23 protein-coding genes are annotated in these 23,203 nt (G+C 50.9%); all 23 read left to right on the forward strand.

Annotated elements, in window-relative coordinates:
• The first annotated feature begins 161 nt into the window (after positions 1-161).
• The 23 genes from EFBL_RS11485 to EFBL_RS11600 all read left to right on the forward strand — a co-directional run bounded on the left by EFBL_RS11485 (position 162) and on the right by EFBL_RS11600 (position 23,179).
• Positions 162-641, forward strand: a complete 480-nt coding sequence (locus EFBL_RS11485; protein ID WP_231705779.1) for a chemotaxis protein CheD — start codon at positions 162-164, stop codon at positions 639-641.
• Positions 638-1,033 carry a hypothetical protein gene (locus EFBL_RS11490; RefSeq protein WP_096182272.1) on the forward strand — a complete coding sequence of 132 codons (396 nt, stop codon included), beginning with the start codon at positions 638-640 and terminating at the stop codon, positions 1,031-1,033. Before EFBL_RS11485 ends, EFBL_RS11490 begins: the two co-directional genes overlap by 4 nt.
• 15 nt (positions 1,034-1,048) lie before the next feature.
• Positions 1,049-1,753 (forward strand): FliA/WhiG family RNA polymerase sigma factor, encoded by a 705-nt coding sequence (locus EFBL_RS11495; protein ID WP_096182273.1) that lies wholly within the window; start codon positions 1,049-1,051, stop codon positions 1,751-1,753.
• A gap of 22 nt (positions 1,754-1,775) precedes the next feature.
• On the forward strand, positions 1,776-3,194 hold the full coding sequence (locus EFBL_RS11500; RefSeq protein ID WP_096182274.1) for a flagellar assembly protein A: 1,419 nt from the start codon (positions 1,776-1,778) through the stop codon (positions 3,192-3,194).
• 49 nt (positions 3,195-3,243) lie between these two features.
• Positions 3,244-3,549: a hypothetical protein gene (locus EFBL_RS11505; protein WP_096182275.1), complete on the forward strand. Its 306-nt coding sequence runs from the start codon at positions 3,244-3,246 to the stop codon at positions 3,547-3,549.
• 107 nt (positions 3,550-3,656) lie between these two features.
• Positions 3,657-4,115, forward strand: a complete 459-nt coding sequence (locus EFBL_RS11510; protein WP_096182276.1) for a DUF6115 domain-containing protein — start codon at positions 3,657-3,659, stop codon at positions 4,113-4,115.
• 357 nt (positions 4,116-4,472) lie between these two features.
• A complete protein-coding gene (rpsB, locus tag EFBL_RS11520) occupies positions 4,473-5,183 on the forward strand; it encodes a 30S ribosomal protein S2 (RefSeq protein WP_096182278.1) in 711 nt (236 codons plus the stop codon).
• A 100-nt stretch (positions 5,184-5,283) separates the two neighbouring features.
• Positions 5,284-5,934: a translation elongation factor Ts gene (gene tsf, locus EFBL_RS11525; RefSeq protein ID WP_096182279.1), complete on the forward strand. Its 651-nt coding sequence runs from the start codon at positions 5,284-5,286 to the stop codon at positions 5,932-5,934.
• 147 nt (positions 5,935-6,081) lie between these two features.
• Complete coding sequence (pyrH, locus tag EFBL_RS11530; protein WP_096182280.1) at positions 6,082-6,810, forward strand: UMP kinase; 729 nt, start codon at positions 6,082-6,084, stop codon at positions 6,808-6,810.
• Positions 6,807-7,364, forward strand: a complete 558-nt coding sequence (frr, locus tag EFBL_RS11535; RefSeq protein WP_096182281.1) for a ribosome recycling factor — start codon at positions 6,807-6,809, stop codon at positions 7,362-7,364. The genes pyrH and frr overlap by 4 nt, the downstream gene beginning before the upstream one ends.
• Before the next feature lie 75 nt (positions 7,365-7,439).
• Positions 7,440-8,201, forward strand: coding sequence for an undecaprenyl pyrophosphate synthase (uppS, locus tag EFBL_RS11540; protein ID WP_096182282.1), 762 nt, complete (start codon positions 7,440-7,442; stop codon positions 8,199-8,201).
• On the forward strand, positions 8,202-8,999 hold the full coding sequence (locus tag EFBL_RS11545; RefSeq protein ID WP_096182283.1) for a phosphatidate cytidylyltransferase: 798 nt from the start codon (positions 8,202-8,204) through the stop codon (positions 8,997-8,999). It begins immediately after the preceding gene.
• Between the two features lie 8 nt (positions 9,000-9,007).
• Entirely contained in the window at positions 9,008-10,162 is a 1,155-nt protein-coding gene (locus EFBL_RS11550; RefSeq protein ID WP_096182284.1) for a 1-deoxy-D-xylulose-5-phosphate reductoisomerase, read from the forward strand.
• Positions 10,163-10,197: 35 nt separating this feature from the next.
• Entirely contained in the window at positions 10,198-11,907 is a 1,710-nt protein-coding gene (locus tag EFBL_RS11555; RefSeq protein ID WP_096182285.1) for a proline--tRNA ligase, read from the forward strand.
• An 85-nt stretch (positions 11,908-11,992) separates the two neighbouring features.
• Complete coding sequence (locus EFBL_RS11560; RefSeq protein WP_096182336.1) at positions 11,993-12,616, forward strand: glycosyltransferase family 2 protein; 624 nt, start codon at positions 11,993-11,995, stop codon at positions 12,614-12,616.
• Between the two features lie 14 nt (positions 12,617-12,630).
• Positions 12,631-16,953, forward strand: coding sequence for a PolC-type DNA polymerase III (locus EFBL_RS11565; protein WP_096182286.1), 4,323 nt, complete (start codon positions 12,631-12,633; stop codon positions 16,951-16,953).
• Positions 16,954-17,089: 136 nt separating this feature from the next.
• Complete coding sequence (gene rimP, locus EFBL_RS11570; RefSeq protein WP_096182287.1) at positions 17,090-17,560, forward strand: ribosome maturation factor RimP; 471 nt, start codon at positions 17,090-17,092, stop codon at positions 17,558-17,560.
• Positions 17,561-17,581: 21 nt separating this feature from the next.
• Positions 17,582-18,664: a transcription termination factor NusA gene (gene nusA, locus EFBL_RS11575; protein WP_096182288.1), complete on the forward strand. Its 1,083-nt coding sequence runs from the start codon at positions 17,582-17,584 to the stop codon at positions 18,662-18,664.
• A gap of 14 nt (positions 18,665-18,678) precedes the next feature.
• Positions 18,679-18,957, forward strand: a complete 279-nt coding sequence (gene rnpM / locus EFBL_RS11580) for an RNase P modulator RnpM (protein ID WP_096182289.1) — start codon at positions 18,679-18,681, stop codon at positions 18,955-18,957.
• Complete coding sequence (locus tag EFBL_RS11585; RefSeq protein WP_096182290.1) at positions 18,950-19,276, forward strand: L7Ae/L30e/S12e/Gadd45 family ribosomal protein; 327 nt, start codon at positions 18,950-18,952, stop codon at positions 19,274-19,276. The genes rnpM and EFBL_RS11585 overlap by 8 nt, the downstream gene beginning before the upstream one ends.
• A 28-nt stretch (positions 19,277-19,304) precedes the next feature.
• Entirely contained in the window at positions 19,305-21,752 is a 2,448-nt protein-coding gene (infB, locus tag EFBL_RS11590; protein ID WP_231705782.1) for a translation initiation factor IF-2, read from the forward strand.
• 96 nt (positions 21,753-21,848) lie between these two features.
• Entirely contained in the window at positions 21,849-22,202 is a 354-nt protein-coding gene (rbfA, locus tag EFBL_RS11595; RefSeq protein ID WP_096182292.1) for a 30S ribosome-binding factor RbfA, read from the forward strand.
• 2 nt (positions 22,203-22,204) lie between these two features.
• A complete protein-coding gene (locus EFBL_RS11600) occupies positions 22,205-23,179 on the forward strand; it encodes a DHH family phosphoesterase (protein ID WP_096182293.1) in 975 nt (324 codons plus the stop codon).
• Positions 23,180-23,203: the final 24 nt, after the last annotated feature.

Here is a 23,203-nt window from a genome sequence, read left to right on the forward strand (position 1 = left end):
ATTAACGCTGTATTGATGCATATCGGAATGGAAAGCGATGTGGCGCTGGTTGTTGATACTGAGTTTTGGCAAGGTGACAAAAATGTGGACAGTCACTTTTTCTTCCTGCCGGATCCCGGTTCGGTGGAATTGATATTCAAAGCGTTGGGAGTTGAGTTCGCTTGAATATCATCAAGGTTGGAATGGCTGATCTGAATGTGGCCTCCGAACCGGACGTTCTCCGTACAGTTGGGTTGGGTTCCTGTGTCGGGGTCGCAATTATTGATATGTCATCAAAAGTGGCAGGTCTTGCCCATGTCATGCTTCCAACGGCAGGAAAACCGGATGTGGAGAATCCCGCAAAATTTGCAGATACCGCAATCCCGCTTTTGGTAATGAAAATGCAGCAAAAAGGGGCCAATGCAACCCGCATGATCGCCAAGATCGCCGGCGGGGCCCAGATGTTTACAACCCAGAATCAAAGTGACCTGATTCGGGTTGGTCCCCGCAATGTGGAAGCGGTTAAAGAGACATTACAGCAGTTGAAGATCCCTCTTAAAGCGGAAGACACCGGCGGGAACTCCGGAAGAACCATCGATTTTTCCTCTGTGGACGGAAGTCTGACGGTTCGAACCGTTACTCAGGGGGTTAAAGTCCTATGAAGAAAGCAAAACGGAACAAAAATACCAGATTCATGTGGGCAGCGGGAGGCATTGGGTTCCTTATTTCCTTTGCCTCCAGTTTTGCTGCAGGCAATCTTCTCATGACAAACCTGAAACGGGGCGTACTCGGGTTTGTTTTGATTATGGTCATTGCCTGGGCGATTCAATCTTTCCTCACGGCGACAGTGGAGACAAAAACGTCGAACCCAACGGAAGAAACAGGGGATCCACCCGTTTCGGGAAGCCGGTTTGACGTGTCAATTCCACCGGAAGCTATCGATACTCCTCCTTCCGCCGCCGATTTTCAACCTTGGATAATAGGTGAGCAAACGGAGATGCATGACGCTCAGGCACAAAACTTGGCACGAGCAGTCAGAGCAATGAGCGAATAACGGAGGTGGACGAAGATGAACGAGATGATTGAAAAACACTTGCCTCTCGTTCACCAAGTCGTTAACCGGGTAGCCAAAGGTTTGCCTGCCCATGTGTCACGTGAGGACCTGATCAGCATGGGTACGGTAGGTTTGATTGGGGCGATTGAGCGGTTCGAAGCCGATAAAGGGGTAAAATTCGAAACATTTGCCACCTGGAGAATCCGGGGCGCTGTTTTGGACGGGCTTCGAGAGATGGACTGGGTTCCCCGCCAGGTTCGCCAATGGAAAAAAGAGATTGAACGGGCATTTGAAACGGTCGAATATCAAAAAGTGGAATCTGCAACTGACGAGGAAATAGCCGGGTACTTAGGGATCAGTATGGACGAATATCATAAGCGCATCTCCCAGATATCGGCAGGTGCCGTCTTTTCCCTGGAGGAAGCGGTGCATGTATCGGGTGAGGAACACGGATTTTACGATTTTCTGCCCGACCCGGCAGCGGAGGACCCGGGCCAGATTCTGACGCGGGAAGAATTGCGAAGGGTGCTTGAGCAGACAATTGCCCGTCTGCCTGAGAAGGAAAAGCTGGTTGTCGCGTTGTATTATTATGAAGAGATGTCTGTCAAAGAAATTGCCGATATATTGGGGGTCACATCCGCCAGAGTTTCGCAGCTTCACGCAAAGGCAATCTGCAGAATGCGAGGCGCCCTGAGCCGGAGGAAACATGAGTTCAAATAGATAAAAAAAGGGGGGATTGACTATGGAAGACATGGATGAAAGAAGTTACTGGAGCAGGAATGCAAAAGTGCTACTTGAGGAAGGAGGCCTCTTTGGCTCTCTTCTCTTGGATTCCGCCCCCCCGGAAGGTTTGTGCCTGTCTCCCGAAGGGTTGCAGGAATTTATCAGGCAAAACGGAATTCAATTTGGCATTGACCCCGTGGTTTGCCAACAGATTGCAATCAGTCCCGGCTCTTATGTAAAGGAGCGCGTGCGGATTGCCAAAGGAAAACCGCCGGTGAACGGCAAAGACGCCCAGATCGAGATTTATATAGAGGTGGACGGAGAGCACAGACCCAAAATCCTTGAAAACGGCAGAGTCGATTATTTTGATATGGGTTCTGTGCAAACTGTTGTTAAAGGCCAATTGCTTGCCAGGCGTATTCCTCCCACCGACGGTCAGGACGGTTTGGGTGTTAACGGCCATCCACTCCCTGCAAAGAAGGGCAAAGACTATCGTCTGCCGCAAGGTCGCAACACGGTAATCGAAGAAGACGGCTGTGTCTTGAAAGCGGAGAAAGACGGACATGTGGTTTATATCCCGAAAGAGAACAAGATCCACGTCTTGGAAGAGTTTGTGGTGCAAAAAGATGTGGACTTTTCTGTGGGCAATATTGAATTCAGCGGTTCCGTTAGAGTTAATGGGAATGTGCAGCCAGGATTCAAAATCAAAGCGGAAGGCGACATCGAAGTGCAGGGCTATGTGGATGCCGCAATGATTGAAGCAGGCGGCAATGTAACAATCCGCGGCGGTGTTCAGGGACGACTCAAAGGGTTCGTAAAGGCGGGAGGGAACCTGAAGACCCCATTTATCCAAAACGCTGTGGTTGATGTAGGAGGCAATTGCCTGGTGGGGGAAAGCATCATGCACAGCAATGTCAGTGCCGGTTTAAAGATTGTCATGGAAGGCCGCAAGGCTGTCATCGTCGGCGGCATTGTCAGAGCCGGAGAAGAGGTTGTCACTCGTGTTCTGGGTTCTCCCATGGCAACGCCAACTGAGGTTGAAGTTGGTGTGCATCCCCACCTGCGTTCTGAACTTAACGCCATTCATGAATCACTGAAAGAACTGCACAAGAATGTGGATAAAACCCAGAAAGCGATTGCTCTTCTTGAAAATATGGCAGGAATGGGCGGTCACCTTCCTCCTGACAAGGCGGCACTCCTTCAGAAACTGAAGATGACCCACGAGCATTACAAAGTGGAAGAAGAGGAATTCATGCTTCGCCGTTCCGAAATCGAAATTCTGCTGCAAGAAGTCAAAGGCGCACGTGTAAATGTTTTCGACACGGTGTATTCCGGCGTAAAAATAACGATCTCCAATTACTCATATTTTGTGCGTGATTCCATTTCCCGGGCAGCGTTTGTTATCAAAGACGCTGAGATAAGGACAGTGCCGCTGTAACGTTGGATATTGAGATATCTATGAGCGATCAGAGTGAGGTGAAGGGCAAATGACCCACCGCAACATCGAACTCCAAGTCGCTTTGCCAAAAGTTTCAGAAGTTGCCAAAATCCATCAGCAGTTACAGCAGCAGCATTTGAACCAGCAGGGCCTATTTGAACAGGTGATGCAGCAAAAGGCAGAGCGTGATTTGCAAAGACCTGTCAGTCCCGACGAGAACCGGGCGGTTGCGAACCAGGAGGGCCAATCGGGTCCCAGGCAACGGAACCGTAACGAAAAGCGGCGAAAGAAAGAGCGTCAGCAGCAGGAAACCAAACATCCCTACAAAGGGAAAAATGTGGACTTCAGGGTGTAAAACTAAGCGAGTGATGGAATACATCAGCAGAGGATACCCCGCTAAGAGCGACCGCGTCCATGCGGTCAACGCGGGATAAAACATCCTGTTTTAAGAGGAGAAGTACAGTGGACCTAAAGATGTTTCTGTTTGTATCGCTTCTCGGTATTGCTGCCATTCTATATGCTGTCGTTAAAGGAAAACCGGATGCTGCAGGCATCTCCCGGGACAAGGAACTGGAGACCAGTCTGCAGGCATTCATGGATGAGTTGGAAAGAGAAAACGAGTATCTGATTCAAACGATCAAGCAATTGCAGACGGATCTCCAGAACGAGACAGCCGAAAACCGGGAACGGATTGCTGAATTGGAAGCAAGAGTGGACCAACTGGAACAAAAAAGCAAATCCCGAAAAACAACCAAAAAGACCGAAACAACACCCGCCATTGTATTTAATGAACATTACAGCCGTGTTGTAACCATGCTGCGGGAAGGCCGTTCGCCCGAACAAATTGCCAAGGACACCGGCATTGGAATGGGGGAAATTCAAATGATCACCAGCCTGATCAAGCAGGGGGATGCGGTATGATCCAAAATCGGAACTTTCTTATGGGGTTGGGTGTTGGGTTTATTGTGTCCGCACTTTTATTCGCTGCCTCTGATATGCTCAAATCTTTACAGCAGCCTTCCCCCGCTTCCGTTCAGAAGGGCCAAGAAACTGGCAATCCAGCAGGTATTGTGACGGTTGAAAGAAAGCCACAGTGAAGTGGCTCATTTTTTTGTCGTTTTTTCTTGCGCGATTTTTGCTCGCTATGTTATAGTATCACTTGGTGTTACTACACACGTTGCTAAGACCTATCGAATGGTGCGACGCACAAGGATGCGTTGATTTCGTGCGGGATGACGGCAGCGGAGGAAACTAACCATTTGAAAGGAGGTAGAGGATATGGCGATTATCTCCATGAAGCAGCTTCTGGAGGCGGGTGTTCATTTCGGCCATCAGACACGCCGTTGGAACCCCAAGATGTCTCGCTACATCTTCACCGAACGTAACGGTATTTACATCATTGACCTGCAAAAGACGGTCAAGAAAGTAGAGGAAGCGTACAATTTTGTTCGCGATCTCGCAGCAGAGGGCAAGACCATGCTGTTTGTGGGAACCAAGAAACAGGCTCAGGACTCCGTGAAAGAAGAAGCGGAACGTTCCGGCATGTTCTATGTGAACCAGCGTTGGTTGGGCGGTACGCTGACCAACTTCGGCACCATCCGCAAGCGGATTGAACGACTGCACGAATTGGAACGTATGCAAGAGGACGGAACGTTTGATGTTCTGCCAAAGAAAGAAGTTATTCAATTGAAGAAAGAAATGGAACGTCTCGAAAAGTTCCTCGGCGGAATCAAAGGCATGAAGAGCCTGCCGGGCGCACTCTTCATCATCGATCCGCGCAAGGAGCGAATTGCGGTTGCGGAGGCCCGCAAACTGGGTATCCCGATTGTCGGAATCGTTGACACAAACTGCGATCCCGACGAAATTGATTACGTGATCCCTGGCAACGATGATGCCATTCGTGCCGTTAAGCTCTTGACTGCCAAGATTGCGGATGCAATCATTGAAGGCACACAGGGCGGATCTGACAACGACGAACAAACTGCCTAAGATTTATGAGGGGTGCGGTAGGGTTGGACGACCCTGGCACCCCTTTTGTATGTCACTTGCTCACGAATGGGCATGATTTGTACATAAGGAGGGTTTTTCAATGAGTATTTCAGCAAATGATGTTAAAGTGCTTCGGGAAAGAACCGGCGCCGGCATGATGGATTGCAAGAAAGCGTTGACCGAAGCCAATGGAGACATGGAAAAAGCTGTTGAAATCCTGCGGGAAAGAGGACTGGCTGCGGCAGCAAAGAAAGCCGGCCGCATCGCAGCGGAAGGCATTGTCGAATCCTACATACACATGGGCGGAAAGATTGGTGTGTTGGTCGAAGTGAACTGTGAGACTGACTTTGTCGCAAAAACCGAAGAGTTTCGTTCCTTTGTAAGAGATGTGGCTATGCACATTGCGGCTGCCAAGCCTCTGTATGTACGCCGCGAAGAAGTTCCGGCAGAAGATGTGGAGAAAGAAAAATCCATTCTGCGTGCACAAACCCTGAACGAGGGCAAGCCGGAAAAAATTGTGGACAAGATCGTGGAAGGCCGGATCGACAAGTTCTTCAAAGATACTTGCCTGTTGGAACAGCCGTTTGTTAAGAATCCTGACCAAACCATCCAGGAACTGGTCAGCGAAAAGATTGCAAAGATTGGTGAAAATATTTCCATCCGGCGTTTTGCACGTTTTGAAATGGGTGAGGGTCTCGAGAAGAAGCAGGACAACTTTGTGGAAGAGGTACTCGCACAAGCGAAAATCTAACAAGAACCTGAATAGGGAACACAGAGGCGTGTTCCCTTTTTTCCAACCTGGCAACCCTGAAAACTTTTTTGTGATGGTGGGGTTCCGGTTTCTGGCAGGAGTAATTTTCTTTTTGTAGAATTTTTACATGGAAGTGGAGGATGGGAGATGCTTCAGCCCAAGTACAAACGAGTGGTGCTTAAGTTGAGTGGGGAAGCACTTGCAGGTCCGGCCGGATATGGAATTGACGCCGCGGTGATTCATTCGACCGCCTCCCAAATCAAAGAAATTGTGGAATTGGGAACAGAGGTTGGGATTATTGTAGGCGGTGGGAATATTTGGCGTGGAGTGGCCGGAAGCTCCCAGGGAATGGACCGGGCTACAGCCGATTATATGGGAATGCTGGCAACCGTGCTCAATGCACTGGCTTTGCAGGACGCTCTTGAGAACAAAGGGGTGCAAACCCGTGTCCAAACCTCAATTGAGATGCGGCAGGTAGCCGAACCCTACATAAGGAGACGGGCGATTCGCCATCTGGAGAAGAAGCGGGTAGTCATCTTTGCAGCTGGCACCGGGAACCCGTTCTTCTCGACAGATACGACGGCTGCCTTGAGAGCCGCCGAAATTGAGGCAGAAGTGATCCTGATGGCCAAGAACAAAGTGGACGGAGTGTATGACGCAGACCCGCGAACCAATCCGGATGCCGTGAAATACCAGGAATTGTCCTACCTGGAAGTTCTCAATAAAGGGCTTGGCGTCATGGATTCAACCGCGATTTCCCTTTGCATGGACAACGACATGAAGATTATTGTGTTCAATATTTCGGAAGAAGGAAATATCAAACGGGTCATTATGGGTGAAGATATCGGAACCGTAGTACGGAGGGAACAGAAATGATTCAAGATTTGATGAAAAGTATGGATGAAAGAATGGACAAAGCCATTGCAAACTTGCGGAAAGAGTTTGCTACAATTCGTGCGGGACGCGCGAATCCCGCACTCCTCGACAAGGTACAAGTTGAATATTACGGCTCCACCATGCCGATCAACCAGTTGGGAAGCGTCAATGCCCCGGAACCGAGACTTCTCGTCATTACTCCTTGGGATAAAGGAGCATTGTCAGCAATTGAAAAAGCGATTATCAAGGCAGATCTGGGACTGACCCCGACCAACGACGGTTCCGTAATTCGCATTGCCATCCCTGCGCTGACCGAACAACGCCGTCAGGAATTAGCCAAGATGGCGAAGAAAATGGCGGAAGAATCCCGCGTGGCTGTTCGAAACATTCGCAGGGATATTAACGATGAAATTAAAAAAATGGAAAAATCGGGTGACCTCTCTGAGGATGACAGCCGCCGCACCCAGGAGAAAGTGCAGCATGCAACCGATCGTTACATTGGCGAAATTGACAAATTGCTTGCTGCCAAAGAACAGGAAATCATGGAAGTATAACCTGCCTGCGTCAGGACTTGGCGAAAGCCAAGTTTTCTTTTCATGTTGGCCTTTTTTATCCGGGGGACTGACGAGATGAACCTAAAGAACTTTTTTTTGCGTAAGGAACCTGCAGGAATCGATGATTTGACCGCGGACGGCATTCCCTATCATGTGGCGGTTATCATGGACGGCAACGGCCGTTGGGCAAAGAAACGGGGATTGCCGCGGATAGCGGGACACAGGGCGGGGATGGAAAGTGTCAAAAACATCACCCGTGCGGCGAATGAAATTGGCATCCGCATTCTGACGCTGTACGCGTTTTCAACAGAGAACTGGAAACGTCCGGAGCAGGAAGTTGACTTTTTAATGCGCTTGCCGCAAGAATTTCTTCTGCTGGAACTTGAAACATTAAAGGAAAACAATATTAGAATTCAAATATTGGGCGATACAAAGGCGCTGCCCGATCACACAAGGTCTGCCGTGGAAGAAGCTGTTGAGAAGACGGCAGACAATACAGGCATGTTGCTGAACATTGCCCTGAACTACGGGAGCCGTAGCGAGATCCTTGAGGCGATCAAATCCATTGCAGAGGATGTGCGTTCCGGAGTTCTGGCGATTGAGGATATCGATGAGGAGGAGTTAAACTCCAGGTTGTTGACTGAAGGTATACCGGATCCGGATCTTTTGATCCGAACCAGCGGAGAACTGAGACTCAGCAATTTTTTGCTTTGGCAATGTGCCTATACGGAACTTTGGTTTACGGATGTGTTATGGCCCGATTTCAAGAAGGAACACTTCTACGAGGCTATTCGCGCATATAAAAAACGTGGTCGACGTTTTGGAGGACTGAAATAAGTGAACCGCAATCTGTACCAGAGAGTTCTGACCGGCATTATTGGCGGTGCTGCATTTTTGGCTATCGTCTTCCTTGGAGGCATATGGTTTGCTGGCTTGATCACCCTGTTGGGTCTCATTGGGTTCGCCGAGCTGCTCCGGATGAAGGGGTACAATTTTTTTGAAATTCCATCCCTGGCCGGTTTTGCCTTGACTGCAACATGGCTGGTTTACGGGATGGATTGGCTGCTGGCACGTCCTTCCTTGTTGCTGTGGATCGTCTACGGATTTTTGATCATGACGGTACTTATGAAAAATCGTTACACCTTCCGTGATATGTCCCATATTCTTGTCGGCACCGTCTATCTTGGACTGTCGCTTCATTATGTTCTTCAACTCAGGGATCTTCCTGACGGACTGATCCTGTTTCTGTTCGTGCTGTTTTCCATATGGGCGACAGATATCGGGGCTTTCTTTGTCGGACGGACATTGAAAGGGCCTAAGATCTGGCCGTCCATTTCCCCGAATAAAACGGTTTCCGGCTCCGTCGGAGGTGCGCTGGCGGCAGTGCTGGTCGGCATCCTCTTTTGTTGGATTGGCGGGGAACAACATCAGATTCTGCAGTGGGGGATTCTTGCGTTAACTGTTTCAGTTGCCGGTCAAATCGGCGATTTTGTCGAATCGGGAATCAAGCGTTCGCTTGACGTAAAGGATTCTGGCGCCATACTGCCAGGTCACGGCGGGGTGTTGGACCGGTTTGACAGCTTGCTGTTTGCCGCCCCAATTGCTTATCATTTAGTTGTATGGTTTCGATTTTGAGGTGACACATGACAAAAAAGAAGCTGGCAATCCTGGGTTCCACCGGTTCCATCGGGATCCAAACTTTGGATGTGGTCGCAAGTCTCCCGGAACAATTTGAAGTGATCGCCCTGGCCGCAGGTTCGAATCTGCCCGTGCTGTTTGAGCAGATTGACAGGTTTCAACCGGCAATCGTGTCTGTTGCGACACCGGAACTGGCTGTTCAGGTAAAAGAAAGATACGGCACCCGCTTGCAGGTGGAAGCGGGACATACTGGTCTGCAGACGGTGGCAACCGTTTCTGAAGCGGATCTAGTGGTTACCGCAGTGGTGGGCACTGTGGGGCTGCGTCCGACACTGGCCGCCGTATCGGCGGGGAAGGACATTGCTCTGGCCAACAAAGAAACCCTTGTTGCTGCAGGACATTTGGTAACGGAGCTGGCAGCCGGTCGGGGGACGCGGATCCTGCCGGTTGACAGTGAGCACTCGGCTATTTTTCAATGTATGCATGGCGGGAAAGCATCGGAAGTAAGACGCATTCTTCTTACCGCTTCAGGCGGATCCTTTCGGGACAAGACCCGTGAGGAAATGGCCCGGGCGACCCGGGAAGATGCGCTGGCCCATCCAAATTGGTCCATGGGTGCGAAGATTACCGTTGATTCCGCAACGTTGATGAATAAAGGTCTGGAAGTCATTGAGGCTCACTGGTTGTTTGGTATTCCTTACGATCGGATTGAGGTATTGATTCATCCGCAAAGTATCATCCATTCTCTGGTGGAGTTTCAAGATCGTTCGGTTCTTGCCCAATTGGGGACACCCGATATGCGGGTGCCGATCCAATATGCCCTGTCTTATCCTGACAGACTGGAGGCAAATTGGCCGTCCCTTGACCTGCTGAAGGTGGGCACTCTGACGTTTCTGGAACCGGATCTGGTTCGCTTTCCGGTGCTGGGTCTTGCCTATGAAGCAGGCAGGACGGGGGGGAGCATGCCGGCAGTGTTGAATGCAGCCAACGAAGCTGCGGTGGAATTGTTCCTGCAAGGGAAAATTGGTTTTCTGGATATCGAAAGAATTCTGATGTCGGTGATGGAGCAGCACACCCCAGTCTCGAAGCCGGATTTGGAAGAAATTCTTCACCTTGATGAATGGGCACGCTTGGCGGCTTACAGGTTGGCTGTTCAATAACGAAACGATTATGAAGATGTACAGGAGGATTGGACATGCGACAAAGTACATATTTGTTGCCCACGCTCCGTGAGGCACCGGCGGAAGCGGAAACCATCAGCCACCGGCTGATGTTGCGCGCCGGCTTCATCCGTCAATTGGCTGCAGGAATCTATACATATTTGCCTTTGGGATGGCGGGTATTGCGGAAAGTGGAATCAATTGTCAGAGAAGAAATGGATCGTGCCGGTGCCCAGGAGATTTTGATGCCCGCGATGCAGCCTGCCGAATTGTGGCAGGAATCCGGTCGATACCAGGTATACGGTCCTGAATTGATCCGGCTTCATGACCGGCATGAACGGGAGTTTGCGTTGGGGCCCACCCATGAAGAAGTTGTTACCACTCTTGTCAGAAATGAAATCCGTTCCTACCGGAAATTGCCCATTAATTTGTACCAGATCCAAACCAAGTTTCGCGATGAGCGCCGTCCAAGATTTGGACTGCTGCGTGGACGGGAATTCCTGATGAAAGATGCCTATTCGTTTGATCTGGACTGGGAAGGGTTGGACAAGTCTTATTGGGCGATGTATGACGCCTATACCCGTATCTTTACCCGGTGCGGCCTCAATTTTCGCGCGGTGGAAGCTGATGCGGGCGCCATTGGGGGCGAGGGCGGAACTCACGAATTCATGGCTCTGGCAGACATCGGGGAAGATACAATTGCAACGTGCACCCAGTGTGAATACGCTGCCAACCTGGAAAAAGCGGAAGCGGGTCCGGGCGTTTCGGAGTACCGGGAAGTGGCTGTTGGTGAACATGAGAAGTTTCATACGCCAAACATCCGTACCATTGAACAGCTCACGGAATCTCTGGGGGTAAGTGCGGATCGGTTTATCAAGACGCTGATTTATCTGGCGGACGGTCAACCCGTAGCGGTTCTCGTCAGGGGCGACCATGATGCCAACGAGGTTAAGGTAAAAAATTACCTGGGCGCCACCAATGTGGAATTGGCAGACCCGGAAACCACAAGGCAAGTGACAGGTGCGCCTGTAGGTTTTGCCGGACCTGTCGGATTGAAGATTCCGGTTCTGGTTGACAGGGAAGTTGCCTCCATGCAAGCAGGAATTGCAGGTGCCAATGAACAGGATTACCATTTGCGCAACGTTCGGCCCGGCCGTGATTTCCCGGTTGAGAAAACGGGGGATTTCCGCAACGTGTTGGAAGGCGACAGATGTCCCCGCTGCAGCGGCACGTTGAAATTCTACCGCGGAATTGAAGTTGGCCATGTGTTTAAACTGGGAACCAAGTATTCGGAAAAACTCGGGGCCAAGTATTTGGACGCCAATGGCAAGGAGCAGGTCATGATCATGGGATGCTACGGGATCGGCGTGTCCCGTGTCCTGTCTGCCATTGTGGAACAAAGCCACGATGACAACGGCATGATCTGGCCGGTAGCGGTTGCTCCTTTCCATGTGCATTTGATCCCCGTGTCCGTCAAAGACGAAGCGCAGATCAAGGTGGCTGAAGAGTTGTACGACCGCCTGCGGCAAACTGGCGTGGAAGTGCTTATGGATGACAGGGATGAGCGCCCCGGCGTCAAGTTCAAAGATTCCGATCTGACCGGAATTCCGATTCGGCTGACCGTCGGAAAAGGAGCTGGCGAGGGCCGTGTCGAATATAAAGAGCGGGCACAAAGCGAATCGATGGATCTTTCCATCGAGGAAGCAATGGATCGCATCGTGAAACTGGTGAAGGAAAGCAAGTAAAGGGTTGCTTTTGGGAGAGATTCTGCCCCGAATTCTGCATTTGGTTTTTGGGGTCCCGGGAATATTCCAGAATGGAGGAGTCAACGTGAACACGTTGATTGTTCCCGCTTACAACGAAGCCGCCAACATTCCCCAGGTATTGCGAATTGTTGCGGAAATGCCCGATTTTCAGGAAATTATTGTGGTGGATGACGGTTCTTCCGATTCAACGGCAGAAGTGGCATCGAAGTTTGGGGTCAAAGTGATCCGGTTGGAAGAGAATCAGGGGAAAGGGGGGGCCATTGCTGCCGGGGTTAAGGCAAGCGGGACCCCTTTTCTCACCTTGTTGGATGCGGATCTGGTCGGTTTGCAGCCCCGTCATGTAAGGCTGCTGGCACAACCCGTATTGGATGGAGAAGCGGCCATGTCCATGGGGTTGTTCGCTTCCGGTCGTCTGCGAACCGATTGGGCTCAAAGGATTGCTCCGTCCATTACCGGGCAGCGAGTGCTGCGCCGTGAATTGCTGGAGAGTATGCCGGATTTGCAAACGACCCGGTTTGGTGTGGACCTGGCATTGACAAGGCACGTCCGCCGGTTGAGGTTGCCGGTAGCGGAAGTGATTCTGCACGATTTGACGCAAAAAATGAAAGAAGAGAAATTGGGCTGGATGCGTGGCACCGCTGCGCGGATGAAGATGTACTGGGAGATTTTTCGAGTCATGGGAAAATAGGAGGTTTACCTTTTGTGAGCTTAGTTGAAACTACCGGGAAACGTCTTTCCGCATTCAGTGAAATGATAGGATGGAAGGACCCCGCTTTGTTGGACTTCACAGAGCGGGTGTTCATCGAGAAAGTGATCGTGTCGCGGTCAAAGCGGCAAATTGTAATATGTTTTGCAGTGCCGGACCGTCTTCCGTCACATGTCTATCAACAGGTGGCGGATGGTCTTGCGACCAGACTGCCGATTCAGGCATCCGTCAAAACCCGGTTTCGCTACCCGAGCGAACCGGAGGACATTCGGGAATGGATCGACCAATACTGGAATCTTTGCCTGGAGAGGGTTTTCGGCAGCGACCCTGTGTCTGCCAGCGCGCTCAAGCAGGCGGAGCGAACAGTTGCCGGAAATCAGATCATCCTGGCTCTAATGAACCAGCTTTCGGTCGATCACATGCACAAAAAAGGGGTTTCCTCGGCGATTGAAAGATGGTTTCGCGAGGAAGTCGGCCTGTCGGTGCAAGTCCGCTTTCAATTGGACGAACTGGCCCGGGAGAAAGTGGAATCCATCCGTCAGAAAACGATGGAAGAAGAGCAGACGCTGGTTGAACAAATGCGCCAGGCGATAGCCGAAGAAACGAAGGAAAAAGAGGAACAGGCCGCCCCCGATGCACAAGTGCCGCAGAAACTGGCCATCGGCAAGGAGATTGACGATCCCCTTACCGAGATCCGCCTGATCGGCGATGAAATGAGGAAAGTGGCGGTCAAAGGACGGGTCTTCGGATTGGAAACGAGGGAATTGGCAAGCGGACGAACTCTTTTTCAATTTAACCTGACGGACAACACGGATTCCATAATGTGCAAGATCTTTGCCAAAGAGGGCAAATCGCTGGACGCGCTGAAACTGCTGACGGACAACAAATGGGTGCATGTGCGGGGATCTGTGCAGTTTGACACTTTTGCAAAAGAATTGGTGTTGATCGCCCAGGATCTGTTTGAGATCGATCCCCCGAAGCGTGTTGACACGGCGCCGGAAAAAAGAGTGGAGCTTCATCTTCATACCCAGATGAGTTCCCTGGACGGGGTAACACCTGTGAAGGACCTGGTGTCACAGGCTGCCAAATGGGGACACTCTGCCGTTGCCATCACGGACCACGGTGTCGTTCAATCTTTCCCTGAGGCATATAGTGCCGCCAAAAAGGCGGGCATCAAGTGCATCCTGGGTCTGGAAGCCTACGTTGTGGATGACGGGGTGCCCATTATCTACAAGCTGACGGATGAAAACAATTACCGGATTGACGACAACACGCCTTATGTGGTGTTTGACACGGAAACCACCGGGTTGAATGCCGCCGAAAACACGTTGATCGAGATAGCCGCCGTCAAGATGAAAGGGTCGGAGATTATTGACCAGTGGACCACGTTGATTGACCCGGAAACGGAGATTTCCGACAAGATTACCGAACTGACAGGCATCACAAATGAGATGGTGAAGGGACAACCGAAACTCGCGGAAGCCCTGGCGAAATTCCGCGAATTCGTGGAAGACGCTGTACTGGTGGCGCATAACGCCGAATTTGATCTTGGTTTTATTTCCGTTTGCGCATCCCGCGTTGGAATGTCGGAATGGACCAATCCCGTTCTGGACACGCTTCCCCTTGCACGCAAACTGTATCCGTCCGAGAAAAATTATCGGCTCAAAACGTTAACGCAAAAATTTGGCGTGGAACTGGTTAACCACCACCGCGCCCTGGACGATACGATAGCCACGGCAAAGGTCTTCCAGCATATGCTGAAGGATATGAGGGAGCGGGGAATTGAACGGCTGTCCCAATTAAACGAAAACGACGGAAACATTGATTATACGAAGATCCGGCCCTTTCATGCCACCCTATTGGTGAAGAACAAGACCGGATTGAAGAATCTGTACAAAATCGTTTCGGAATCCCACGTCAAGTATTTTTACCGCCATCCCCGTGTGCCACGCAGTTTGCTGGTGAAATACCGGGAAGGGCTGCTGGTGGGGACGGCCTGCCAGAACGGGGAACTGTTCCAGGCGATTCTTCGCGGCAAGAATCAACAGGAGCTGACCGAGATAGCCGATTTTTACGATTATCTGGAAATCCAGCCGCTGGGCCATTACAAGCCGCTCTTGAAGAACGAGTCTATCTCGTCTTTGGAATCGGTGAAAGATTACCACAACCAAATCATTGAGATAGGGAAGCAGTTGGACAAACCTGTAGTTGCCACCGGCGACGTGCACTTCCTGAATCCGGAAGACGAAATCTACCGTGATATTTTCCTTCAATCGGTGGGGGACTCGCAGGCTGGTGACCAACCGCCGCTTTACTTCATGACTACCGACGAGATGCTGGCCGCTTTTTCCCATATGGGAGAGGATACAGCCAAACAGATTGTGGTGGACAACCCGCAGTGGATTGCCAACCAGATTGAAGACGTCAGTCCCATTCCCGACAAGCTGTATACCCCGATCATTGAAGGGGCGGACGACGAGTTGCGCGCCATGTGTTATGAAACGGCACACCGCTTGTATGGGGATCCGCTTCCGGAGATTGTGGAGAAACGGTTGGAGAAAGAACTGACCTCCATAATAACTCACGGGTTTGCCGTAATTTATCTGATTTCATCAAGACTTGTGAAGAAATCGTTAGCAGACGGCTACCTGGTCGGTTCCCGGGGATCGGTGGGCTCGTCGCTGGTTGCCACTTTCTCTGATATTACGGAAGTCAATCCGTTGCCGCCGCATTATCTTTGTCCTTCATGCAAATACAGCGAGTTTATAGCGGATGGATCGGTGGGTTCCGGTTTTGACTTGCCGGACAAGGAATGTCCGCAATGCGGCAGCAAACTCAACAAGGACGGTCAAGACATTCCGTTTGAGACGTTCCTTGGTTTTAAAGGGGACAAGGTTCCGGATATCGACTTGAACTTCTCGGGGGAATACCAGCCTCGCGCCCATAAATACACACAGGAACTGTTCGGCGAGGATTACGTGTACAGAGCGGGAACGATTGCTACTGTTGCCGAGAAAACAGCCTTCGGTTATGTGAAGAAGTATGCCGAGGAGAAAGGCAAAACACTGCGAAGTGCGGAAGTGGCGCGCCTTGTCAACGGCTGTACGGGGATCAAGCGAACCACCGGGCAGCATCCGGGAGGCATCATCGTAGTGCCTGACTACATGGATATTTACGATTGCTGTCCCATTCAGTATCCGGCTGATGACAGCAGTTCCGAATGGCGGACGACTCATTTTGATTTCCATTCGATTCATGATAATCTGTTGAAACTCGACATCCTGGGGCATGACGATCCGACCGTCATCCGGATGCTGCAGGACTTAACGGGGTTGGACCCGAAAAAGATTCCCGTCGATGACCCGAAGGTCATGTCATTGTTCAGCGGCACGGAAGCCCTGGGGGTAACACCGGAACAGATTCGTTCCAAAACGGGGACCTACGGCATTCCGGAATTTGGCACCAAATTTGTTCGGCAGATGCTGGAAGACACGAAACCAAGCACTTTTGCCGAACTGGTTCAGATCTCGGGATTGTCGCACGGTACCGACGTTTGGTTGAACAACGCCCAGGAATTGATTCGCAAAGGGATCTGTAAACTGTCGGATGTAATCGGATGCCGGGATGACATTATGGTTTATTTGATCTATCAGGGATTGGACCCGGGACGTGCGTTCAAGATTATGGAATCGGTCCGGAAAGGGAAAGGAGTAACGCCGGAAGACGAAGAATATATGAAGTCGTTCGGAGTGCCGGATTGGTATATTTGGTCCTGCAAGCAGATCAAGTATATGTTCCCGAAAGCCCATGCTTCCGCTTATGTCCTGATGGCTGTCCGGATCGCCTGGTTCAAGGTGCATCGTCCGCTGGAATTTTACGCCACTTACTTTACGGTTCGGGCGGATGATTTCGACCTTGAGTTAATGTGCCAGGGCTATCAGGCAATCTGGAAGAAAATCGAGGAAATCGAAGGAAAAGGCATCAACGCGACTCCTAAGGAGAAAGCACTGCTGACGGTGTTGGAAATGGCACTTGAAATGACCGCCAGGGGTTATAAGTTCTATCCGCTTGATTTGTACAAATCGGATGCAACCAGGTTCCTGGTGATGGAAGATGGATTGCTGCCTCCATTTGGTGCTTTGGCAGGTGTGGGAGAATCTGCTGCCAAAGGAATTGTGGCAGCAAGGGAACAAGGGCCTCTTCTGTCTGTGGAAGATTTGCAGCAACGTTCACGGGCGTCCAAAACGGTGATTGAACTGCTGCAGGGATTCGGGTGTTTGAAGGACTTGCCGGAAACGAATCAACTGAGTCTGTTTTAGCCAAAAGTTGCAGCCTTTGCAGCTCCGTGTTATAATTGGATGGGTAAATTAGGAGATATTTTCGATCTTCGAGAGTGGGGAAACCCACTCTTTCGATATTATATAAGGGTTAAAGCCATTACCCAGGAGGGGTTACATGTCCAAGGAGAAAGTTGTAGACATCGTTGAACAGCTTGCCGCACCCATTGTTCAGCAGGAAGGACTCGAACTGGTTGACGTGGAGTACGCAAAAGAAGGGGCGAATTGGTTTCTTCGTGTCTTCATTGACAAGCCCGGCGGAGTTGATATTGAAGACTGCGGGAGGGTGAGCGAGGTGCTGTCTGCAAAGCTGGACGAAGTGGATCCGATTCCGACCAGCTACTTCCTCGAAGTTTCCTCTCCAGGTGCGGAACGGCCTTTAAAGAAGCCGGCTGATTATGAAAAAGCGATTGGCAAAAAGGTACATATCACGACCTATGAGCCGTTTGAAGGGAAGAAGGAATTTGTCGGCGAGCTGGTTCATTACGACGGTGAATTGCTCATCGTAAATGAATTGCATAAAACGGTCCGCAAGAAATATGAAATACCTTTTAACAAAATAGCGCAGGCTCGATTGTCTGTGTTTTAAAAAAGGAGGAGAAGCGGTTCTATGAATGTCGATTTTATCGAAGCACTGGAACAGCTTGAAAGAGAAAAAGGGATCAAGAAAGAAGTGCTCATTGAAGCCATCGAAGCTGCCTTAATCTCCGGGTACAAGCGAAACTTTAATTCGGCAGCCAATGTACGGGTGGATATTGACAGACTGAGAGGAGATGTGCGGGTGTTTGCCCGCAAGCAAGTTGTGGAAGATCCCGAAGACCCGAGGCTGGAAATCTCCCTTGATGCGGCCGAACAAATTGATCCCGGTCTGCAGATCGGAGACATTGTGGAAATTGAAGTGACACCGCGCGATTTTGGAAGGATTGCGGCACAGACCGCAAAGCAAGTTGTGACCCAGCGTATTCGGGAAGCCGAACGAGGCTTGATTTATTCCGAGTTTATCGACCGGGAAGACGACATTGTCAATGGCGTCGTGCAGCGCCAAGACGGAAAGAACTACTATGTAGACCTTGGCAAGATCGAAGCGGTGCTGCCCTTTACCGAAGTGATACCCGGAGAAAAGTTCAAGCATAACGATAGAGTGAAGACCTATATCACAAAGGTTGAGAAAACGACAAAAGGGCCTCAGGTAATGATCTCCCGTACCCATCCGGGACTTTTGAAAAGGCTGTTCGAACTGGAAGTGCCCGAAATTTACGACGGTGTGGTTGAAATCAAGTCTGTGTCCAGAGAAGCAGGTCAGCGATCCAAAATTGCCGTGCATACCAAGAATCCGGACGTGGACCCTGTCGGGGCTTGTGTAGGTCCGCGCGGATCCCGGGTGCAAACCATCGTCAATGAATTGAGAGGCGAGAAAATAGACATTGTGCGATGGAGTGAAGACTTGACTGAATTTGTGGCAAACGCTTTGTCACCCGCCAAAGTGATAAATGTGGAAGTGGATGAAGACGAGAAGGTGGCCCGCGTTATTGTGCCTGATTACCAACTGTCGTTGGCTATCGGCAAAGAGGGGCAGAACGCCCGGTTAGCCGCAAAACTTACCGGATGCAAGATCGACATCAAGAGCGAAACCCAGTCTGTCCAAACGTCTGGGGCTGAAGACCTTGATGTGGAGCATGAGGTTGAACAATAAAGGACGGGATTTGCATGGTACAGAAGAAAATCCCATTGCGCAAATGTGTCGGCTGCCAGGAGATGAAGCCGAAACGGGAATTGATCCGCGTGGTGCACAGTCCGGATGACCGGGTGTTTCTTGACCCTACCGGCAAGAAAGCCGGCAGAGGCGCTTATATCTGCAAAAACGCCGAATGTTTTAAGGCGGCAAGAAAGAAAAAAGCGCTGGATCGTTCATTAAAAACTTCCGTTTCGGATGACGTATACCGTCAACTTGAAAATGATTTGGCAACGGTGAATTCGGATGGATGACCGGCTGCTGAATTTGTTGGGTTTGGCAATGAGAGCGGGAGGAGTTGTAACGGGAGACGATTCTTGCATGGCCAAGATTCGCGGAGGCAAGGCTTGGCTGACCGTGGTTGCCCAAGATGCGGGCCCTAACACCAAAAAAAAGTACCGTGACAAATGCCGCAGTTATAATGTGCCGATCGTGGAAGGTTTCTCGAAAGAGGAACTCGGCAAGGCATTGGGCAAAATCGAGCGGGCTGTTGTTGTAATCGTGAACAAAGGATTTGCAGAACGGATTTTGCAGTTGTCAAGGGAACAAATCGGGGGTGAAGCATGTGAGTAAGTTACGCGTGTATGAATACGCCAAACAAATGAATATGACCAGCAAAGAGATTATTACCATCCTGAATCGATTAAACATACAAGTCAACAATCACATGAGCGTGATGGATCCAGACATGATTACTGCTGTGGAAGGTTTTATGGCCGATTTGAAAAGCCGTGCGCAGTCCAAACACGAGGAACGGGAACAGGACCGCTCTTCCCAGCAGCAGGGCCGACCGCAAAATGGTCGGAACAAAGAGCAGGGCAACCGTCCGCAAGGCCAGGGCCAAGGGCAGCGTCCGCAAGGCCAGGGCCAAGGGCAGCGTCCGCAAGGCCAGGGCCAGGGGCAGCGTCCGCAAGGCCAGGGCCAGGGGCAGCGTCCGCAAGGCCAGGGCCAGGGGCAGCGTTCGCAAGGCCAGGGCCAGGGACATCGTTCGCAAGGCCAAGGGCAGGGGCAGCGTTCGCAAGGCCAAGGGCAGGGGCAGCGTTCGCAAGGCCAGGGCCAGGGGCAGCGTCCCCATGTGGCTCATGCCCAAAAAGCCAGTGCAATCGTTGAGGAGGTCCTTGACGATACACGTTTCTATAACAGGGATGAACGTATCGCCAAGAAGCCGAAACAAAGCCCTCAAGGAAATAAAGATAACCGTAAACAGATTGGGCCTCAAGCCAATCGTCATCACAAGCCGGGCAAAGGGAACCAGCCCAGACAGGCGCAACCACAAGCTCCAAAACAGCCGGAAGGCCCCAAAACAATTGAAATTGAAGGTCCGATGACGGTCGGTGAATTGTCAAAACTGATCAAACGGGAACCGTCCGAAGTGATCAAGAAACTTCTGTTCCTGGGGATCATGGCGACAATCAATCAGGAAATCGATACAGATGCCATTGAGCTTGTCGCAAACGATTTCGGAATTGAAGTCGTCATCAAAGAACCTGTCGATGAAGAAGCCCTTGATATGCTGATTGAGGAAGCGGATCCCTCTAAGCTTGAAGAGCGTCCTCCAATTGTGACAATCATGGGACACGTGGATCATGGTAAAACCACATTGCTTGACGCTATTCGCGAAACCAATGTTACGGCGCAGGAAGCAGGCGGCATCACCCAGCATATCGGTGCCTATCAAGTGGAGATCAACGGTAAGAAAATCACCTTCCTTGACACACCCGGACACGCTGCATTTACGACAATGCGTGCCCGCGGCGCTCAGGTTACAGATATTACGATTCTGGTGGTAGCTGCTGATGACGGTGTTATGCCACAAACTGTGGAAGCGATCAACCATGCAAAAGCGGCTAATGTTCCGATCATTGTTGCTGTTAACAAAATGGACAAACCGGATGCCAACCCGGATAGGGTTCGCCAGGAATTGACCGAACATGGCCTGGTAGCCGAGGAATGGGGCGGCGACACAATCTTTGTGCCAATTTCCGCCAAGAAGAAAGAAGGCCTTGAGCACTTGCTGGAGATGATTCTGCTTGTGGCTGAGATGGCTGAGTTAAAAGCGGATCCTTCAGCCCGTCCGCGTGGAACGGTGATTGAAGCGGAGCTGGACAAAGGCCGTGGACCGGTGGCTACCGTTCTGGTTCAGAACGGTACCTTGAAAGTCGGGGACGTTGTTGTTGCCGGCAAGACCTTCGGCAAGGTACGGGCGATGGTCAATGACCGCGGACGCCGGGTGAAAGAAGCAGGCCCCTCCGGACCGGTTGAAATTCTGGGACTGAATGACGTACCAAGCGCCGGTGACCTGTTCGTGGTTTATGATGACGAACGCAAAGCCAGAGCATTGGCAGAGAAACGGATCGCCAAAGAACGCCAGGAGCAGCTTGGCGCCCAAAGTCGAGTTACCCTTGAGGATCTGTATAAGCAGATTCAGGAGGGTGAAGTTAAAGAACTGAACGTGATTATCAAGGCGGACGTGCAGGGTTCCGTTGAAGCGCTGACCGGTTCACTGGAAAAAATCGATGTGGCCGGAGTACGTGTTCGCGTCATTCATAAGGGTGTCGGTGCGGTTACGGAATCTGACATCTTGCTGGCAACCGCATCAAACGCCATCGTCATCGGATTTAACGTCCGACCGGAGCCAAACGCGGCTCGTATGGCAGAGTCCGAGAAAGTGGACATCCGGTTGTACAGGGTCATCTACGAAGCAATTGAAGAACTGGAATCCGCCATGAAAGGGATGCTCGACCCTGAATTCAAGGAAGTCATCCAAGGCCGGGTGGAGGTTCGCCAAACGTTTAAAGTCTCCAAGGTTGGCACCATTGCAGGCTGCTACGTAACAGACGGCAAGATTACCCGGAATTCCCAAGTTCGCGTGCTTCGGGACGGCATCGTAATCTTTGAAGGGAAACTTGATTCCCTGAAACGGTTCAAAGATGATGTGCGCGAAGTTGCCAGCGGGTACGAATGCGGTTTGACCGTTGAAAACTTCAACGATATCAAGGAAGGCGACGTCATCGAAGCGTTTGTGATGGAAGCCGTAAAAGTGCAGTAAATTTTGTATAGAATACCCGGTTTCGTCGATTTGTTGACATGCCGGGTTCTTCCATTCCATGTGCAAAGTCCCGGCACATTACAAGGAGGGTTATGCATGGGCAAAATCAGGGTCAGTCGCGTGGGCGAACAGCTGAAGAAAGAAATTTCCAATATCATTCAAAATGAGTTGAAAGATCCCCGAATCGGCTTTCTTACAGTTACAGATGTGGAAGTGTCCGGGGATCTCCAGATTGCCAAAGTCTATGTATCTGTCTTGGGCTCTCAGGATCAAAAGGCAGAATCGCTGAATGCCTTGCGGAAGGCAACCGGATTTATCCGCAGTGAGGTGGGCCGCAGGATTCGATTGCGTTTAACGCCGGAACTGATATTTGAATTGGATACCTCGCTAGAGTACAGCAGCAAGATCCAGCAAGTTTTGCGCGACATAAACTCCGAAAGGAAGGAGTAGCAATGGACAGACGGCAAATGTTGCAGGAAGCATCCGATTTTATCCTGCAAAACGATGACTTCTTGCTGATTACACATGTACAGCCGGACGGAGATGCGCTGGGTTCCACTCTGGGATTTGCCCATTTGTTGCAAGCCCTGGGAAAACGGTATGCAATTGCAGTTGAGGAACCGATACCCGCCAAATTTCGTTTTTTGCCAATGTCCGACCGTATTCAACTGGCATCTCAGATTTCCCGGAGATTCTCCAAGATTGTGGCGCTGGACTGTGGAGATATCAAGCGATTCGGACGTTGTGCCGAGTTCCTCGAACCGCAGGCTGACATTCTGAATATTGACCATCATAAGACCAACGATTGTTTTGGTAGGGCCAATCTGGTTGATTTGGAGGCTGCTGCCACATCCCAGATCGTATTCAATCTGGCATCTTTCATGGGAACTGAGATCGGCAGGGATATGTCGGTATGTTTATATACAGGCATTTTGACCGATACAGGCGGATTCCGGTACGGCAATACAACTGTGGAAGTGCACACTATTGCGGCTGAACTGTTAAGAAATGGAGTATCTCCCTATGATGTGGCCGACCGTGTGCTGGAAACCTTGACCTGGTCCCAACTGCAACTGATAAGGGAGGGCCTGAAGTCCTTGCAGAAAGACGAATTGGGCAAAGTCGCCTGGATGGTTGTGGAGAGGGATTTGTTGGACCGGCTGGGCGCCGGTGATGAAGACGCAGAAGGGCTGGTCAGCTATGCCCGTAATGTGCAAGGGGTGGAAGTGGGGATTCTTTTCCGTGAAAAAGCGGACGGTACTGTAAAAGCAAGTCTTCGTTCAAAATATCATGTGGATGTTGGCGAAATCGCACTATCTCTGGGGGGCGGAGGACATGCCCGCGCTGCAGGATGCACCTTGGCCGGACCGGTAGACAAAGCGGTAGCGGAGGTCCTTTTGAAAGTGAGAGAGTCGTTACCATCATGAATGGAATCCTCGTAATACATAAGC

This window comes from Effusibacillus lacus (assembly GCF_002335525.1).
Lineage (GTDB): Bacteria > Bacillota > Bacilli > Tumebacillales > Effusibacillaceae > Effusibacillus > Effusibacillus lacus.